Source organism: Glutamicibacter ardleyensis (assembly GCF_014644555.1).
Taxonomy (GTDB): Bacteria; Actinomycetota; Actinomycetes; order Actinomycetales; family Micrococcaceae; genus Glutamicibacter; species Glutamicibacter bergerei.
Genome location: NZ_BMKX01000002.1, coordinates 141,536 through 157,081, shown reverse-complemented (window position 1 = coordinate 157,081; position 15,546 = coordinate 141,536). Strand labels below are relative to the sequence as shown.

Genomic DNA, 15,546 nt, shown 5'->3' with positions numbered 1-15,546 from the left:
CACGGGACACCCGATGTCTGAACAGCCAACTCATGGCCAGGCGACGCCGGCTGGCCATGCGCATTCGGCAGTTGACGATGAACACGCCGTCCACAGCCACGGCGAGCACGCAGGACACAGTACCGCGATGTTCAAGAATAAGTTCTGGTTGAGCCTGGCACTCTCAATCCCGGTGGTAATTTTCAGCCCGATGTTCGCCCACCTCTTCGGCTATCAGATCCCGGACTTCCCCGGCGCCGCCTGGATCGCTCCGGTGCTCGGATCGGTGATCTTCTTCTACGGAGGACTGCCCTTCCTGAAGGGCGGCTGGAAAGAACTGCGCAGCAAGCAGCCTGGAATGATGCTGCTGATCACGCTGGCAATCACTATCGCCTTTCTCTCCTCGTGGATCACCACGCTAGGCATCGGCAACTTCAACCTCGACTTCTGGTGGGAACTGGCCCTGCTGGTAGTGATCATGCTTCTGGGCCACTGGATCGAGATGCGCGCCCTAGGCTCGGCGCGCGGCGCACTAGATGCTCTGGCAGAACTGCTACCTGATGAAGCCGAACGCGTCACCGCAGAGGGCACGGACACAGTACGAATCAGCGATCTATCCGTCGGCGATATCGTACTGGTCCGCTCCGGTAGCCGGCTGCCTGCTGACGGGGAAATCACCGAAGGCCAAGCGGAACTGGACGAATCGATGATCACCGGCGAATCCAAGACCGTACCGCGAGGTCCCGGAGACAGCGTAGTGGCCGGCACTGTGGCCACGGACAGCTCCCTGCGCATCAAGGTGGCAGCCGTCGGGTCAGATACCGCTCTAGCCGGAATCCAGCGTCTGGTCTCTGAGGCCCAGGCCTCCTCCTCGAAAGCCCAAGCGCTAGCGGACCGTGCAGCGGCTTTTCTGTTCTACTTCGCTCTTGGCGCTGGCATCATCACTTTCCTCACCTGGGTGCTCCTGGGCAGTTCCAACGAGGCGGTTATCCGCACCGTCACCGTTCTGGTCATCGCCTGCCCGCACGCACTGGGCCTTGCCATTCCACTGGTCATCGCGATCTCCACCGAACGGGCGGCACGGGCTGGAGTGCTGATCAAGAACCGCATGGCCTTGGAACGGATGCGCACCATCGATGTGGTCCTCTTCGACAAAACCGGCACTCTAACTCTGGGCCAGCCTGCTCTGACCGGCATTTCCACAGCCCCTGGTCTCAGCGATAACGACTTGCTGGCACTGGCGGCCGCAGTTGAGGCGGACAGCGAACATCCCTCGGCCCGGGCTATCGTCGCAGCGGCCCGGGCCCGAGACATCCGGATTCCGACTGCTACCGAATTTACCTCGCTGACCGGGCGTGGCGTGACCGCCAGCGTCGATGGAGCCGACATCATGATCGGCGGACCTAACTTGCTTGACTCCCAAGCCCTGACGATCCCGCGAGAACTGCAGGAGCAGACTCAGCCTTGGGTAGAGCGAGGCGCCTCCGTACTCCACGTGGTTCGTACTGGGCAAGTGATTGGTGCCCTGAGTTTGGAAGATGAGATCCGCGCCGATTCCCGCCAGGCCGTTGCCGCGTTGCAGTCCCGGGGCCTCAAAGTCGCGATGATCACCGGTGATGCGCAGCAGGTCGCCGAAGCAGTGGCTGGAAAGCTGGGCATCGACGAGGTCTTCGCCCAAGTTCTGCCCCAGGACAAGGATAAGAAGGTTGCCGAGCTGCAGGCCCGCGGCCTGAAAGTGGCCATGGTCGGGGACGGGGTCAACGACTCCCCAGCACTGGCTCGGGCCGAGGTTGGCATTGCCATCGGTGCCGGCACCGATGTGGCAATAGAATCGGCGGGGGTTGTCTTGGCCGGCAACGACCCGCGGGCGGTGATGTCTATGCTGGAACTATCCAGAGCCAGCTACCGCAAGATGATCCAGAACCTGGCGTGGGCCACCGGCTATAACGTGATTGCGGTCCCGCTGGCTGCCGGAGCACTGGCGTTTGCTGGGGTGTCGATCTCTCCGGCCATCGCAGCGATCCTGATGTCCCTGTCCACCATCGTGGTCGCGCTCAACGCCCAATTGCTGCGACGCATCAATCTCGATCCAGACACCATACATTAATCACACTAGACCAGTTTCAAGCGCTTTCTTTTGCCGGGCACAGGATGCGCCAGTACCCTTGAGATGAAAACCTTCACTCTGGTGGAAAGGCAGGATGCGATGAATCAGGTTATGACGCCTCGTCGTTTCCTGTCTCTGCTTGTCCCTGCGCCGGGCAATCCTGCTGGCCGCCGCCCGGTTATTCTTATGCTGGGTTTGGCCGGAATCATCCTCGGAATCTTGGGGATGCATGTCTTAGGAGCGTCCTACCAAGCGCCAGATACTGCTGGTCTGAGCGCGACCTCTGCGCACCAAGCGGTCTCCCACGATCACGGTCCACCCGTAATGGCCACAGATGGGACGGTCGGTGGCGACGCAGATAGTACCTGCTACGGGCCATGCAATGGCGAGCATCATCTCATGGCTGCCATGTGCGTACTCATGGTCATTGTCCTGGCCGTCTTGTGGTTTCTTCCTAAGCGTTGGTTCATTATTCCTGGCAAGGGGCTGCGCGCCCCGCCAGTCATGTCTGCACCGGCAAACCGGTTGCCGTGGACTCCCTCACTCATCGAACTCTCTATCAGTCGCACATAAAAACGCCGGCCGCTTTCCCCATACCGGGGAGAGCTCCGGCTATTCGTGCGCACCCTTGTGTGCCGTCTTGGCCGGATATTGATGGATACCCCGTTTGAGAACACTTTGAAGGAATACCCACATGAAACGCCTGACTTCCATTTCGGCAACCGCTCTCGCAGCAGCACTCGTCCTGTCCGGATGCTCCACGGACGCTGGCACCACCGAACCTGAAAGCACTATGTCCGGCATGGATCATGGCAGCATGCCGCCTTCGGCCTCCGATGCTGCAGCCGACCACAATAGTGCCGATGCCATGTTCGCGCAGATGATGACGCCTCATCACGAACAGGCTGTCCAGATGAGCGACATCATGCTGGCCAAGAAAAACCTGGATCCCCGGGTTACCGAGCTTGCCCAGGACATCAAAGCCGCCCAGGGGCCGGAAATCAAGAAAATGAACGACTGGCTCCAGACCTGGGGCGAGCCTATGAAGATGTCCGGAAGCCATGAGATGGACGGGATGATGACCCCGGAGGACCTTTCCAACCTCGAAGCCACCCAGGGCACCGAAGCTTCGCGGTTGTTCCTGACCCAAATGATCGCCCACCATGAGGGGGCCATCACTATGGCTGAGGACGAAGTCGCCAACGGATCGAATCCTGCAGCCGTCGAGCTGGCTAAGGATGTTGTCTCCAGCCAGGGAACCGAAATTCAGGCCATGAAGACCCTGCTAGCCGACCTCTAAAGACTCCACGTTGCCGCTGCTGCCTAGGGTGCCGACTCCCCTGACCCATCTGACCAGCACTTCTGACTGATTCAAGGAACCACCATGCTTACACAGAACTCACTTTTGCGCGCTCAAAAACGCGCAGTCTTGTCCGTCGCCGCGCTCTCTATGGTCCTACTCACGGGCTGCACGCAGTCAATCAGCGAAGGACCCGCTGCGCAAGAAGCTGCCAGCGTCGCAGTCTTCAGCCACGTCCACGGCATGAGCGTTGACCCGGATTCCGGGCGCATCCTTTTGGCCACCCATGAGGGACTCTTCGATGCCACAGCTGACGAACCGCAGAAAATCGGGCCCACCATTGACCTGATGGGATTCGCCACCGCCGGAAAAGACGAGTATTACGCTTCCGGGCACCCGTCGGCTGAGACCGGTCTGCCCGACCCGGCGGGTTTGATCCGATCAACTGATGGCGGGTCCACGTGGGAACCGCTCTCTCTTCAAGGCAAATCCGATTTCCACGCCTTGGCCGTCACCGGCGAGAGCGTCATCGGTTTTGACGGCACACTGCGGGTGACCGATGACACGGTCACATGGAACACCATAGATGCCGGCATCCAGCCCTATCATCTCGCCGGAAGCCCGCTGTCCCAAGTCGTGCTGGCCACCACCGAACAAGGAGTACACCGTTCTGAAGATGGCGGGAAAACCTGGACCTTACCCCAAGACGCTCCGGTCCTGCTGCTGACCGCTGTTGCCAGCAAATCGGTCGCCGTCGGAGTGGAACCGGATGGTGCGGTGCAGCTCAGCCGCGATGCCGGACGCACTTGGCAAGAGACTGGTGGAGTCGTCACCGGGCAACCGGCTGCCATTGCCGCCACCGGCGACGATGGCGGACAGGTGCGGATCTGGGTGGCCACCAGTACGGGTATCTCACACTCCACGGACGACGGAGCGACTTTCACCGAGAAAACCCCATGAGCCGAATAACCTCAAAGAATCCCGGCACCGGCTCACCTGTCGTCATCAGAGATGCCACAGAACAAGACCTGAGCAGGATGGCCTCGGACATGATCCGCTACCTTCCAGATGGATTATTCCCCCACTTAGGAAACCACTTCGTACGTCGTTGGATGAAAACGTTCCTCACCGAACGATTCGGGATTGCCCTTGTCGCCGTGAGTGACGATGAACAGCCAATAGGCTTCCTAATTGGCTCGACCAACCAAGTCCGCCACATCGCCGACGTACTTGCCAACCAGAAGTGGGGACTTCTCCTCTCGGGTCTCGCGGCGCTCTCCATCCGGCCACGTGTACTTCTTCATTTTCTGGGCACCCGCGCACGTCCCTATGCCCGTCGTCTGCTAGGACGCACCGCTAGCCCGGTATCCAGCGACAGAGTGATACCGTCGCCTGCTGTCATTACATCACTTGTGGTGTTGCCAGATCGGCGTGGTGAAGGAATAGGCGTTTTTCTGATGGACGCATTCCTTAAACGTGCAACAGCGGACCATGCTAGGTTGGCCGAGCTCGCCACCGCGGCCGGTGCCAACGGGGCAGGTAAATTCTATGAGAAGCACGGTTGGACATGCGTCGAGCAGCGATTCTCCAAGGATGGAATGGCAACCAGTATCTACCACCGCTATCTTCAGTAACCGGAAATGTATGCTTCGGCCGGATCAACGACCCGCCGAACATCGGTCACGATCTCTAATCACCGCAGGTTAGCTCTTAGGCACCGTGTTCCTCCAAGATCATAGAGCTAGGAGTCGAAATACCAGACGGCGGCCAGCGGCATTGCAGACACGGCGGACCGCCAAAGCGGCATGAGGCTGCGTAAAAACCGTAATCCGTTGGATTGACTGCGTGCCACGAGCTGGCCGCCATCCTCTATTTTCCTATGCTCCCCCAAGACTCACACTTCATAAAGGACTGCTTCATGACTTACCAATTCAACCGACGTTCCTTCCTTGGACTGTCCATTGCCACGACCGCAGCTGCTGCCCTAAGCGCCTGCGCACCCAAGGCCCAGAACTCCACCGGGGTGTCCCGAGTCCTGCCCACCGACCCGCTCATCGCAGAAGTCGAAAACCTGCGCCCCAGTACCGGAAAGACGGTCACGAAAACGCTGAAGGCAGAGTCGATAAGCACGGCAATGGCCGGAGAGAAGATCACTACATGGGGATACGACAAGAAGCTGGTCGCCCCCACACTACGTGGCATGGTCGGTGACCAGCTCAACCTGAATCTCACCAATGAGCTTCCTGAATCCACCAGCATCCACTGGCACGGTCTTGCCTTACGCAACAACGCCGACGGCGTGCCTGGACTCACACAGGAGGCAGTGGAGACCGCGACCAGTTATTCCTATGACTTCAAGTTGGCACATCCCGGCACGTATTGGTATCACTCCCACGTCGAGATGCAGCGCGAACGCGCCCTCTATGGCGCTCTGATCATTGATGATCCGCAAGAACCATTGCAGTACGACAAGGAGTGGGTGATCGTCTTGGATGACTGGCTTGATGGTGTCACCGGAACCCCTGATGAAGCGATGAAGGAGCTCGCTAAGGGGATGGCTCCGATGAGTGGAATGAGCCACGGTAGCGAAGACGGCGGCATGGTGATGGGCCATATGCTCATGGGTGCAACCAGCGATTTTTTGGGCGGAGATGCCGGTGACGTGGCCTATCCGTTGCACTTGTTCAACGGCACCACCATCGAAAAACCCGAGGTTTTTATGGCACAACCCGGGGATCGAGTTCGATTGCGTATTATCAACGCCGCGGGCGACACTGCCTACCGGGTCGGAGTTCCGAAACAGAAACTTATCGTGACCCATACCGATGGATTCCCGGTCGTTCACGCTGAGGTTGACGCCGTCGTCTTGGGCATGGGAGAGCGCATCGACGCGCTTTTGACGATCCAAGATGGTTTCACACCGTTGTTGGCCTTGGCCGAAGGGAAAGCCCAAATGGCCTACGGTCTCATTGCAACCGGGACAGGGACGGCCCCAAGAAGGGGTGATCTCCCGACGGTCTTGACCGGAGAGATCGTTGACGGTGGACAGCTCACCGCCGACCCTTCCGTGAATCTTGCGGTCAAGATGCCGGACCAAGTCCACGAGCTGCGGTTGACCGGCGGAATGGAGGACTACGACTGGGGCATCAACGGCCATCGTTTCGACATGGCCAAGCCATTTGAGCATACCTTTGATCTGAAAGAAGGACAGCGCGTGGAAGTGAAATTCATCAACGACACCGACATGTGGCACCCGATGCACATCCACGGCCATACCTTCCAAATCGGGCAGTCCGGGGCACGAAAGGACACCGTGATTGTCCGTCCACGGGAAACTGTCACCGTCCAATTTAATGCCGATAACCCGGGCCAATGGCTCACACATTGCCACAATGCTTATCATGCGGAACGCGGCATGATGGGAGTATTCTCCTACGTCAAGTAGCTCACGAAACCATGGGCATGTGCATAAATCCAGTTCTACAACCATGTATAAACCGGCGCCGATCTCACAAACCGTCTCTGCAAACCTCTCAGGAGTCTGACAACATGAAAACCCTCAGCGAGTCCCAAGCACAGCGCTTGGGACGGCGTACCTTCTTGCGCGCCGGCATGCTTGCTGCCTTAGTTAAAGTGAAGGCCGAATTTATCGGCATCAATATCCGTGACGAGAAAGAAGCTGCACAATCCTTCGAGCGCACTTTCGGGATCTCATACCCATCGGTGCAAGACACCCAAGGTGAAATCCGGCTGGCTATGACCCAATATGTCCCATTGCAGGCAGTGCCCACCACGCTGGTGCTCGACAAACAGGGACGGGTCGCGTCACGTGTCCTTGGAGCGGCCGAAAAGGCCACGCTTAAGGCCCTGATAGATACCTCCCTTCAGGAGTCGCTGTGATGAATTTGCCGCTCACCACCACCTTGGCAATTTCGGTCCAGGGCAACCCTTTTGCTGAGGTTATCCAAGATGGATCCTTGCTGCTTGCGGTTCCCGTGGCCGTCCTTGCCGGCCTCGTCTCGTTTCTGTCGCCGTGCGTTCTTCCTTTGGTTCCGGGTTATCTTGGCTACGTGACTGGGCTATCTGGTGCTGATCTCGTCGAGCAGAAACGTGGCCGCATGGTCGCGGGTATTGCTCTGTTCATCCTCGGGTTCACTGCCGTCTTCGTGCTCGCCGGAGTGGTCTTTTCTCAAATCGCCGCATGGATGCGGTTCGAAGGTGCCTGGGTCACTCAGCTTCTCGGTGTGCTGGTGATTTTCATGGGCATTGTGTTCATGGGTGGATTTTCTTTCATGCAACGCGACGCGAAGATGCGCCGCAAACCACCGGCTGGCTTGTGGGGTGCCCCGGTACTGGGTGTGACCTTCGGGCTTGGTTGGGCACCTTGTATCGGACCCACACTTGCCGCAGTGTTGGCAATGAGTACCGGCCTTGACCCCAACCCTGCGAAGGGCGCCTTACTGACATTCTTCTATTGCATGGGGCTGGGGCTGCCATTCCTTTTCATCGCAGTGGGGTTGCGACGCGGAATGGGTGCCATGAAGTTCCTGCGTCGGCACCAGCTATCGATCATGCGCGTGGGCGGCGGCATCTTGATTCTTCTTGGAATTCTGATGGCCACCGGCCTGTGGGGCTCCTGGGTGACGCAATTGCAGGACTGGTTCGCCAATGAGATCAGGTTGCCCATCTAATGGCACAAAAGATGTAATGGTCACAGCTACTGCCTGGACAGGCATGTCGCACTCGCTCTGAACACAGCCCACCAGCGTGTATACCGACACTCTGCTGCTGAACCGTCGCTGTAGCTAGGCATAGTTCTTCTCCGGCACTTGGTAAACCCAGAATCGGCGACAAAGTATTGGTTACTAATCTTTTCCGATGAGGCCAGAGCCGTCCAGATATGGCCGAGTCGCTGTGATGGTTACCCGAAGATGCTGCGGTGAACCACAGCCGGTCACCCTCGGATTCCTCCATGGATTCACCGAATCTCAAGCACGAAATAACAACCACCTTATGGGTAGGCACCTCGCGAAGAGTTCGGGGTGGCTACCCATTTATTTATCCAAACTGTCAAACCTATGTTCTATATTTTAAGAAACCAATTCGCTTAGATAGATCATGGGTTCAATAAAGGTGTCATTGGGTCAACTCTTCTTAGCGAATATCAACGAAAGTGATACCGATGGTTACCAACATAGACTCCCCCGGCCCGGCACAGCGGGGCGAATACATCGCACACGTGGACGTGAACAGCTTCTATGTCTCCTGCGAACGGGCTTTTGATCCGACATTGGAAGGCCGGCCGGTGATCGTGCTTTCTAACAATGACGGTTGCGCGGTCGCCCGCAGCGCCGAGGCCAAAGCACTGGGCATTGAAATGGGCGCACCGTGGTTCAAACTCGCTGCCGACGCTGACCGATACTGGTAGATAGTGTTATTGGTTTTGTCGTTATTCTTCCCGCGATAGGAGCCTATGATCCGGATTGAGAGAGCACCCGTTCATCACAAACGGCTCCATAAGACAGGGAGGACGTTCAATCGAGCGGGATTTCTCCAGGCTAAAAATAGTGAAGAAGGCAATCGGTCAAGGGCGCTGGCGATGAAGCGATCTGCGAAACTGAGCGTATGACGATACGACGACTCCCCGATCTCACACCCGAACAGGTGGCACAGCTACAGGATGCGTTGCTCGAAAACGCAGACACCCTCCTGAACTCCGCTATCGCCGTGCTCGAACTCGGGCATGTCTCACTGGCTCGATCACTAGCAATTTTGGGACTCGAGGAATCCGGAAAAGCAATAGCCATACATGAACGACGAGTTGCCCTCGAGTACGCCCCCGACGGAGAACTCTTCAGATGCGAAGAACTGGATAAGCTCTGGGCGAGCCATGAAAAGAAACTAGAAGCAGTACACAACTTTCTACTGGAGGAACCATATTGGTTCGACACTGAGGCACCAGATTACGAAGAAAATTCTCGTTACCTGGGCACCATTAAATCTTGGTCACGCCGCCACGACCGCTCCAAACAACGCGGCTTCTATGTGGACCTGAGCAAAACAGGCCAGATCATGGCGCCTACTGACATGAAGGATGAATCGGCACTGCGTGAAGTTCTCGCGCATGTGCATCAAATCGGATGGCAACTGCGGCTAGGTGAGCATATCGAGGGTAAACGCCAAGATGAGCGTGAAGCGGGCGTCCCCGCAGCCTCTGAGAAAGATCTCGCCTTGTTGAATATATTGCCGCGCCTCATGAATGAGCATCCAGCACTTTACCGTTCGATTCGTGATTCGCTAGGCGAAGGAATTCCTGGCGAAGTTTTGCCCAACGCCGCATACCGGTTTAATCCTCCGGGCAAGAATCAGGAAGCCTTCCGCAACTTGGCTAAACGTGGCCATGAAGCTGAAACACGTGAAGTGTTGCGCCTTGCTCAGGAGCTTTCGCAAAGCGCCAACGAGCATGAGTAGCTTTCTCGACTCCTTATCGGACCGAAGTTAGATCCAATATTGATTTCTTGGCTGGATTACGCCGAGCAACTCACTTTTGAGGACCAGACTCAGCCTACAAATTTGGTGGGTACGCCGACCGATCAAATTCTGTGTCAGGCCGGGCCTTTACCCGGTATGCAACAGCATCGTGGGACTTAGACGTCTCACTGACCACATAAATCCCCTTACGCCGCTGGCAATACTCACTCCTCTAGAACTACCGGACCCTCATTGAAACGAGTGCTGGCACCTTGGGCGTATGCACTGCCGCTGGCCCCGGTTGCTTCAGACCACATGATTGCAGAACTGATCTCCAGCCCAGTCAAACGGCTCAACACCACCGGCGGCAGCTCTTGGATCAAAGCGATCAGGGCACTCGTTCGAGCCAACCGCGGAGGAATCCCAATCCGACGCAATCGCCCGTTGAGGTTTCGTGGAGCCATATGATGCCCTGCCGTCGTGCCTGGATAAAGCCATTCTTGCTGCCTGCTATCAACGAAGAGGCGTGGCGCAGTGCGCTGCTCAGATAACTCTCGCGCTACGGGAGCAAATTCAGCCGGCAGCACCAATGGCACTGATCCCCAGCGGACACGGACCGCCGCTTCGCTGATCTCGAGATCGTCGATTCGCAATTGCACAATCTTTGGAGCGCGGATGCCATACAGCAGCATCATGCCGGCCGCGAATTTGGTACGCGGTTCAAGCGTCCCATCCGAAGTCACATCAGCTAACAGACGCCATCGTTCTTCTTGGCTAAGGGCGTACGGGCTGAGAACTGACCGCTGGGGAGAAGGCGCAGAAAGTTTGGCCGTGATGTTTTGTTGGGAAGTCCAATGCACAAAGTGATGGATGTGCATTCGAGTTCCCTGGGCCAACCATTCATCTAGGTCTTTTTGTGCCAAGGAAGCAAGTGATCCCCCGAGCTGTTGCTTCCACTTCAGCAGAGCGAGAACTTCCATAATTTCAATACGTCGCCAGGATATCTGCTGCATTCGCAGTGGCATGGTGTTCTTGCGGAGCAACCGCAAATGCCGCCACCGCGCGTATTGGGTGACATACCGATACTCTTGCGGATCGGCGATGCTCCGTAGGACTGCTACAAGCCATGCTTCGAACCGAGCGAGTAGCTCATCGCGCGGTGGCAACAGCTCATGCTCAACGAGCACGGCTCGCAGTGAGCGGGTCTGACTCTCCGAACCTGCGCCATCAATAAATTCATGGGTTCGCAAGGACGGGTCGGCAAGAATTTTGGTGATGAGTGTAGCAGCGGTTGTTCCACGTTCAAACGCATAAATGATCTTCGACGGTGCTCCTTGAAACCAGCGTTGCCGGAGTTTGGCGATTCTTTCATCAGAAGCAGCAAGGTCATCGGGCACCATCTGTCGGATCATCTGATCTGCTCTACATCGGGGACAATGTTTGGCAATGAGCCGAGTGATCGTTCCGCATCCTGCGCATGGGCGGAAGGTTTCATGTTGCTTTGGATAGCACCGGAGACAAAACGGACGGCCTCCTAGCCTTCCGTTGACGATAGCTTTCTGACCGCAGTTCGTGCAGGGTTCAATGATCGGTGGGACGCAAGCCCAGCACAGATACCCCGTCCCGCTCGCATGTCGTTTGTGTCGCAGCCGCACTTCGCCACACGCCCTGCACGGTGAGCGGGGATTGGAGCATTGTTCGCAAACGGCCCGAGCTGTCCCTGCCCAACGGCAACGGCGCGTATTGCGACATTCCGTGCACTGATCGATCCTCTTCGTGTCACTACATGCCTTACACAAGGCCTCTTCAGTTCCTTGGAAGACGCAAGGAGCTTGAATCCCGCAGTTGCTGCACGTATCGATTTTCGAGGTTTGACGGCAAGTTGAGCAAAGCGGGCCTCGGATATCTCGAAATGCGATGAGTCGAAGGTTCCCACACGAAAAGCACACCGCACGCTCGTCTGGGAGCTGATGGGTGCACCGTTGACACAGACGCCTCCCCTCCGAGAGGACACGCTCCATGGTGGCATACTCTCCGCAGCCGTCGCAGCTCTTTCGATGCGCCTGCTGGTAGCATCGTCGGCAGCTAATTTGTCCCTCGACTCGTTCCGTTAGGGTTCGCGTCGTCCCGCAGCCTGCGCACTGGCGTTCTGGCAACCGCGCCCCTGCGTGACGCAACAGATCGTAGAATCGGCAGAATTGCCTCGAGCCTTGCGCAGGTTCAGCAAACCAGAGCTCCCCATGACTCTCGATCTCAAGCATTAGTCGAACCAACCGGTTCCTCAAGGTGGGAAGCGAGTCCAAAGCAGCACGGGTCATTGGGGGTGCAATGAGTTGATGAATGCGGACGTAATTGATAATTCGGTCCGGCGCTTCCGTGCTCAATTCATTCATACATCGTCGGCAGTAGTTGGCTTTTGCCGGTCCCTTGCTTACTAGCCGTTCTTCTTTGCATCGATGGCACTGGCCATTTATCTTCTTCTGTGCCGCGCTGCACGGATCGCAGATGCGTCCGGCTGGCGCTAACCGGCGTAGCGGACGTTGCTGGCCACAGTGCGCGCATTCAGGAGGTTGAATGTGTTGCGCGCCTTCTTGGCTCAGGCGTTGAAGAAGCTTGGCCACTGCCGCTGGCATGTGCGGGTCCTTGGATGTCAACAGCTCCGGTGAGGCTTCCAAGATGTCTAAGGTTCGTCTTGCCACAGGTAGCTGGCGGAAACTATCGATAACCACTTCCTGGACGTGAGGACGACTAAGGGCACTTTCAACTGAGCAGATCAGGTTCGTTAGCTGTTCGAATACCTGGTCAGCCATGAGGTGGAATCTGCGCTCTACGCGGCCGCAAACCGCTCGCTCGCAGCTGATCCGCTGCCGTGCTTCCCCGTTCAACGCCGAGATCCATGGTTCCGGTAGCGGCTCCCGCATTCTCGGAAACGACACGGGGAGCAAGCTCTTCAAACGTGCAATCGAAAATATCCAGGAGCGCGATCAGCGCCTGCATATTCATTCGCTCCGGCTTCTCGGCCGCCAGCCGATACACTTGGCTCGTTGAAAGATGCACACCGCGCTCAGCCAGCAACGGAACCAGCTTAGTCGTGGAAAACATGCCCGCAGCGGCCATGACTTCCCGCAATTTCCATTGATACTCAATACGCTTCATGAGGTTGAACCTTCGTCCTTGATTACGTGTTGACGTGTTCTTTCTATTGCCTGGCCCATCATCGTATTCATGTAGTCCGCGCTAATCCCCGTATAGATTGCGGTCGTTGCCGAATACTGATGCCCTACCTGTCGCTGCACGAACGTTGGATCCACACCTGATTCGATCAAGTGCGTCACATAGGAGTGCCTCAAAGCATGTGGAGTCAACACTCGATCCAATCCCAGTTCATCGCGATATGCCGCAAACCGCGAAGAAACTTCTCGGGACCTTAATCGCGTGCCGCGTTCAGAGAGCCAGAGCGCGCTGGTCTCCGATTGAACCATCAGCGGCCTGACCTGCTCTACGTATTCTTGCAATGCCTCCACAGCCCAATCGAAAATCGACAACACCGCCCGCCTCTTAGGAGGGCCTCCCCTACTCGACTTTCCATGACGCACCTGCATGACACCATACTGACCAAACTGAGGCGCCTTGGCATTCCGATAGAAATCGCTGATATCAAGACCCACCGCCTCGCTCGAACGCAGGCCCCAGGCATACACGACCTTCAACAGCGTTGCGTCCCGGAATGCCGGCAGCGCTCCTTTGCGACGCCCATCCAACAGACACGAGACCTCATCATCGGCACGGTCAAACAACAGTTGGAGCTCATCACGGTCCAAAGGTCTGCGTCCAGAACCACCTTCATACTCATAAAGATGGGGCAGGCTATTCCACTCATGGCACACCTGCACCGGATGAGTGCCAAAACGATCCAAGCATTCCTCGACCCATCCGTAGTGCTCGGAACATATGTACTCACAGAACTGGCGGACCGCGCCTTGATATCCACGAATTGTCGACGCCGCAAGAGCTCGCTGCGAGACCAACAGCGTCATCCACTCATCAAAATCACCAGCAGACCACTCCCACGGCTTCTTCAGCGTGTAGGTTTCAAACCGCCGTACGATATTCAGAGCCCGGTCCACTGAATTCGGCTTGAGTCGACGGCCTCCAACTTGTTGCATCCGCCAACCAGTCAACATCGCTTCAAAGACCGCATCAGGCGCGTCAAGGAAGGAAACACCGCGCACCAGATACAGCGATGACACTCCATGCGGCACCCCGTCAGACATCGAAACCCCACTCGATAAACGCTCTATTCATGCATTAAACGCGAAGTTTGGCCTCACGGCAAGGATTTATACCGATTAGATGGGTCGTCAATTTTCCCGAGGCCCAGTATTGCGACATGGCAAATCACCACTAGCTCGCATCTGATGCAATATCGCGCGGAACTCGGGCTGGTCGCGAAGTCCTCTAATTACGAGCTGTACGGGGAAATGTCCGCCCGCGTCATGAAGCTTTTAGGCCGTTTCTCGGCGTGGGTGGAGGTCTATTCCATTGACGAGGCGTTTCTGGGCGTGTCCGGCACACTGGATGAGCTGCAAGCCCTGGGTGAGCGGATCAAGGCTGAGGTGTTCAGGCTGACCGGGTTGCCCGTCTGCGTGGGGATCGCCAAGTCTACCGGTATAGCCGAGTATTCATGAGTAGCTTATTCGCCCGATCCATTCGGAATTTGTCGTGGAACAGGAGGGTCGTTTTCAGGCTCCTTCTGCATAGCCTTTCCCGACCGCAAGGGAACCATCATCGGGCACATAATTGGGCGGGGCAAACGGGAATTCAGGTTGTTTAGGACTTCTTTCCATAGTTGTCACTTTTTGAGCTCCGCGGCGCGGCGCCGAACTGTCCGTAAGGGACCTTCCGCGGGACACCTGCGACAATCGATTGGCTTCCGCTGCTCTGGCATTCGAATATCTTCACTTGGCATAGAGTGCAATCTATTTCTTACGGAATGTCACAAGATCCAAAGCGCAAGGATCACGGATCCTGACCAACCCACTTGAAACATATAATGCCTCACGATCACTAGCGCGTAAGCAACTCTGTATATGGAAGAAGAGTCAATTTCAGCCGTCCATCAACGAGCGCAATAGTGGACCAGATCTGCAGGGAAGCGCAACCTAGCATTAAAATGCCGGACCGCCTTGCCAAGAACGGCAAGACGGTCCGAGAATATTAGAATTGAATTATCCTCAGGCAATATCCACGGAATCTTTAGACGTAGATACTCCCTCGGTAAGTTTTTATACCGGGTTTCGAATGCATCCGCCCGTTGCATACTCAATCACGCGCTGAGAGGTTGCCGACCAATAGCTATACTGGGTGCGAGAATTAGACGTATTCGGCCCCAAACCCGAGAAAGTCTGCTTGACAGTGGTAACCCCATGTTTGTGGGAGTGCGTTGTTGACTGGGTTCCCACGCCTGAAGCATTGAGCTTGGTTGTCAGACTTGCGCTGTAGCCAGACGCGCAGTTCTTGTAGCCACTCTTCGTGTCTGCCTGGGCAGCGCCTGCACCAGCAACTGCCAGTCCCGCAACAAGGACGGTGGCCGCCATAGTACGTAAACGGTTCTTCATTGAATATCCCTTCGAGCAATGACGCGTCCGTGGCATCGATTATCAAATCAAGACAAAGCCACGATAAAAAC

12 protein-coding genes and 2 pseudogenes are annotated in these 15,546 nt (G+C 56.6%); 11 read left to right on the top strand and 3 right to left on the bottom strand.

Annotated features, from left to right (window positions below; genetic code table 11):
• The first annotated feature begins 13 nt into the window (after positions 1-13).
• The 10 genes and pseudogenes from IEX04_RS05260 (at position 14) to IEX04_RS05215 (ending at position 9,857) form a co-directional block, all read left to right on the top strand.
• Positions 14-2,086 (top strand): copper-translocating P-type ATPase, encoded by a 2,073-nt coding sequence (locus IEX04_RS05260; protein WP_229677016.1) that lies wholly within the window; start codon positions 14-16, stop codon positions 2,084-2,086.
• Between the two features lie 99 nt (positions 2,087-2,185).
• Positions 2,186-2,659, top strand: a complete 474-nt coding sequence (locus IEX04_RS05255; protein ID WP_229677015.1) for a DUF6153 family protein — start codon at positions 2,186-2,188, stop codon at positions 2,657-2,659.
• Between the two features lie 121 nt (positions 2,660-2,780).
• Positions 2,781-3,386: a DUF305 domain-containing protein gene (locus tag IEX04_RS05250; RefSeq protein ID WP_013348043.1), complete on the top strand. Its 606-nt coding sequence runs from the start codon at positions 2,781-2,783 to the stop codon at positions 3,384-3,386.
• A gap of 84 nt (positions 3,387-3,470) precedes the next feature.
• Positions 3,471-4,346, top strand: a complete 876-nt coding sequence (locus IEX04_RS05245; RefSeq protein ID WP_188684284.1) for a F510_1955 family glycosylhydrolase — start codon at positions 3,471-3,473, stop codon at positions 4,344-4,346.
• Positions 4,343-5,020 (top strand): GNAT family N-acetyltransferase, encoded by a 678-nt coding sequence (locus IEX04_RS05240; protein WP_047118363.1) that lies wholly within the window; start codon positions 4,343-4,345, stop codon positions 5,018-5,020. The genes IEX04_RS05245 and IEX04_RS05240 overlap by 4 nt, the downstream gene beginning before the upstream one ends.
• 284 nt (positions 5,021-5,304) lie before the next feature.
• Positions 5,305-6,831, top strand: a complete 1,527-nt coding sequence (locus IEX04_RS05235) for a multicopper oxidase family protein (RefSeq protein WP_188684282.1) — start codon at positions 5,305-5,307, stop codon at positions 6,829-6,831.
• A gap of 104 nt (positions 6,832-6,935) precedes the next feature.
• Entirely contained in the window at positions 6,936-7,286 is a 351-nt protein-coding gene (locus IEX04_RS05230; RefSeq protein ID WP_188684280.1) for a TlpA family protein disulfide reductase, read from the top strand.
• Positions 7,286-8,077: a cytochrome c biogenesis CcdA family protein gene (locus IEX04_RS05225; protein ID WP_188684855.1), complete on the top strand. Its 792-nt coding sequence runs from the start codon at positions 7,286-7,288 to the stop codon at positions 8,075-8,077. Before IEX04_RS05230 ends, IEX04_RS05225 begins: the two co-directional genes overlap by 1 nt.
• Before the next feature lie 491 nt (positions 8,078-8,568).
• Positions 8,569-8,808, top strand: a pseudogene (locus IEX04_RS05220) (Y-family DNA polymerase); the annotation flags it as partial.
• A gap of 203 nt (positions 8,809-9,011) precedes the next feature.
• Complete coding sequence (locus tag IEX04_RS05215) at positions 9,012-9,857, top strand: AbiV family abortive infection protein (RefSeq protein ID WP_188684278.1); 846 nt, start codon at positions 9,012-9,014, stop codon at positions 9,855-9,857.
• A gap of 224 nt (positions 9,858-10,081) precedes the next feature.
• Here the strand turns inward: IEX04_RS05215 and IEX04_RS05210 are convergent, their stop codons facing one another.
• From IEX04_RS05210 to IEX04_RS05200, 3 genes are all read right to left on the bottom strand, one after another.
• Complete coding sequence (locus IEX04_RS05210) at positions 10,082-11,269, bottom strand: site-specific integrase (RefSeq protein ID WP_188684275.1); 1,188 nt, start codon at positions 11,267-11,269, stop codon at positions 10,082-10,084.
• 1,390 nt (positions 11,270-12,659) lie between these two features.
• Positions 12,660-13,013: a helix-turn-helix domain-containing protein gene (locus tag IEX04_RS05205; RefSeq protein ID WP_188684273.1), complete on the bottom strand. Its 354-nt coding sequence runs from the start codon at positions 13,011-13,013 to the stop codon at positions 12,660-12,662.
• A complete protein-coding gene (locus IEX04_RS05200; RefSeq protein WP_188684271.1) occupies positions 13,010-14,131 on the bottom strand; it encodes a tyrosine-type recombinase/integrase in 1,122 nt (373 codons plus the stop codon). Before IEX04_RS05200 ends, IEX04_RS05205 begins: the two co-directional genes overlap by 4 nt.
• A 159-nt stretch (positions 14,132-14,290) precedes the next feature.
• Here IEX04_RS05200 and IEX04_RS05195 point away from each other — a divergent pair.
• Positions 14,291-14,536, top strand: a pseudogene (locus tag IEX04_RS05195) (Y-family DNA polymerase); the annotation flags it as partial.
• Positions 14,537-15,546: the final 1,010 nt, after the last annotated feature.